Consider the following 1263-nt stretch of genomic DNA (forward strand, 5'->3'; position numbering starts at 1 on the left):
TGTTGATGCGCTCTTGACGCTTTCCCGATTTAAGTGAGTAGAATCGTTCTCCTTTTTGATTCCATCCATAATCATACTGCTGTTGGTTATTCATACCTGACTCATCTATATAAACCATTGATTTAGGGGAAAGCTTGAGTTTATTGGCTCAAGAATTCTTGTCTTTCCTTTTGATCCCTTTCTTGGTAGCCATAAGTTTTTTTTTCGAGTGAAGCCAATTTTTTTGAGTGCTCTTGAGATTGTGCGTTGACTGATGGGACTATCCCACAATTTGGCCATTTCTCCTTGGGTTTTGTCACCATGAACCTTGACAAATTCTCGAAATTTGTGCCAATCGGTGATTTGATGGTCATTACCGGGGGGTTGGTTTGGCCGAGGTTGATAGTCTCCAGTTTCAGCTTTCCGTTTCAGCCACAGGTCAATCGTGTTCCGGCTAATCCGGAACAGTTGACTCAATCACTTTTTTTCCAGCCATCAAGTTCAATGGCCTCTATCACTTTTTTTCTAAAATCGTAACTATAGGGTCGAGGCAAGGAAGAGCGATCGCATGACAGAATACTTTCTCTATTTTATGTCCTAATCGCCCTGGCTGTTGCTATATGGTACTATGGCAGACTATTTCCTGGTGGCAATGTTACTTTTGGGTGAGGGATGGTAATCCAGTTTATACTAAATTTATTCCGGCAGGAGATCAGATTGTGAGCAAGACTTACATGACTGGTGTAGAGGGAGAAAATACACGCGCTACGTCATTACTGAGCTATGTTAGATGGCAAAACCTTGTGCTATTCCAAGTCTGTTGAAATGTTAAAGCACTCAATTCGACTACTGATTCATTACCTTAAGTTTAAAGAGGTCCCTGTTCCCACCCTGTCCCTATAATTCATCTTTTAATCTGACAACGCCTAATTGTAAGTAGAACAAATAGATTTCAGGAGCTACTAGAGATTACTTTCTTCTGTTTTTCTATGATTATATGAAATCCGGTTATATCATTTTTGGATAATTAGTGAAAAAAAACTTTCTCCTTTTCCTCCTCTTTATTCTTTCTTCTTCTTTCTTCTCTCCTTACCCCTGTACGTCGCCAATCCGATGTCTCCCCTACCTGAATCCTGACTCCTCAGATTTAGTTCGGTTTAAAGTTTGACGTAGTTGAAGTTGACCTCAAGTATAGACCAACAAACATCAACCCATAATTAACCCCAAAGCTTCGATTCTATGGGGTGATTTAAGGAAGACACTATCAGTTAAAAACAGGGGGTA

The 1263-nt window shown here is 40.1% G+C and carries 2 pseudogenes; one reads left to right on the forward strand and one right to left on the reverse strand.

From position 1 onward, the window contains the following. Nucleotides 1-533: pseudogene (locus F6K06_RS33545) on the reverse strand (IS630 transposase-related protein); the annotation flags it as partial. 72 nt (nt 534-605) lie between these two features. Here F6K06_RS33545 and F6K06_RS33550 point away from each other — a divergent pair. Beyond that, nucleotides 606-882 (forward strand): annotated as a pseudogene (locus F6K06_RS33550) (IS1 family transposase); the annotation flags it as partial. Between the last annotated feature and the right edge of the window lie 381 nt (nt 883-1263).

Source organism: Okeania sp. SIO1H4 (assembly GCF_010672695.1).
In the GTDB taxonomy this organism is placed as follows: domain Bacteria; phylum Cyanobacteriota; class Cyanobacteriia; order Cyanobacteriales; family Microcoleaceae; genus Okeania; species Okeania hirsuta.